The sequence below is a fragment of the Roseimaritima sediminicola genome (genome assembly GCF_009618275.1).
Lineage (GTDB): Bacteria > Planctomycetota > Planctomycetia > Pirellulales > Pirellulaceae > Roseimaritima > Roseimaritima sediminicola.
The window spans coordinates 1-815 of sequence record NZ_WIAD01000142.1; the positions used below are offsets into that span (position 1 = coordinate 1).

Sequence of the window (815 nt, forward strand, 5' to 3'; positions counted from 1 at the left end):
AAGACTCTGGGGTCATCACGGTTCCCGTCACCGGAAGATCGCCAGGGCGGTGGATCGCGAGGGCTCCATCTCTGTGCTGATGCAAGCACCTCCAACAGTTCACAGTTATTAATTCTCAGTCATCGACTTGATTCACTTCTGCGGTCTCAAGCTGCAGTCTGGCATGTGGGTTGATCCGTCGATTGGTTCTGTTTCGGCTTCGGCTCCAAGCATGCGGTGTAGTTGGTAGACAGTTTCTCACCGAGCAACGCGCCGGCAGGAATTTCCCCCCGCGCGACATACTTGCCCAAGGCCACCAATAACTTCCGAGCCAATGCCACAATGCCTCGTTTGCGTTCTCTGGAAGTGCCACCGCCGAAGCGATCGCAGTACCACCGTGAAAGTTCGCTTTGGGGTTGATACTGAAGCCAAAGCCAAGCGATTTCGATCATCAGTACGCGTAGATCGCCGCGACCTGCTTTGCTAATTCCCTGCTCCTTCTCTTCATTGCCGCTGCTGTGGGGAGTAGGAACCAAGCCGACCAACGCGGCCAATTGTCGACGATTACCAATGTCACGCCACGAAAAGATTTCCGCGGCAAGCGTCCAGGCGGTGACAACGCCGATCCCCTTGAGCTGTGCCAAGTGCTCCGCCAAAGCAATGATCCGTTCCTCAGCATCGAGCTGCTCAGTCTCTAGCTTCGAATCCTCCTCACTCTCAGCGATACGTTTCCGCGCCTGACGCAGCATCGTGTGCTGGTGCTTCTGCAGTTGGCGGATTTGCTCCGTCACGAGTCGCAGACGCTCGAATTCCCGTTGCAGTCTTTCCACCAATCG

Annotated in this window: 1 protein-coding gene; it reads right to left on the bottom strand. The window is 56.0% G+C overall.

Annotated features, from left to right (window positions below):
- Positions 1 to 146: 146 nt before the first annotated feature.
- Positions 147 to 815 (bottom strand): transposase (locus GE027_RS22635; protein ID WP_153559501.1); only part of this gene is annotated, 669 nt, incomplete at its 5' end.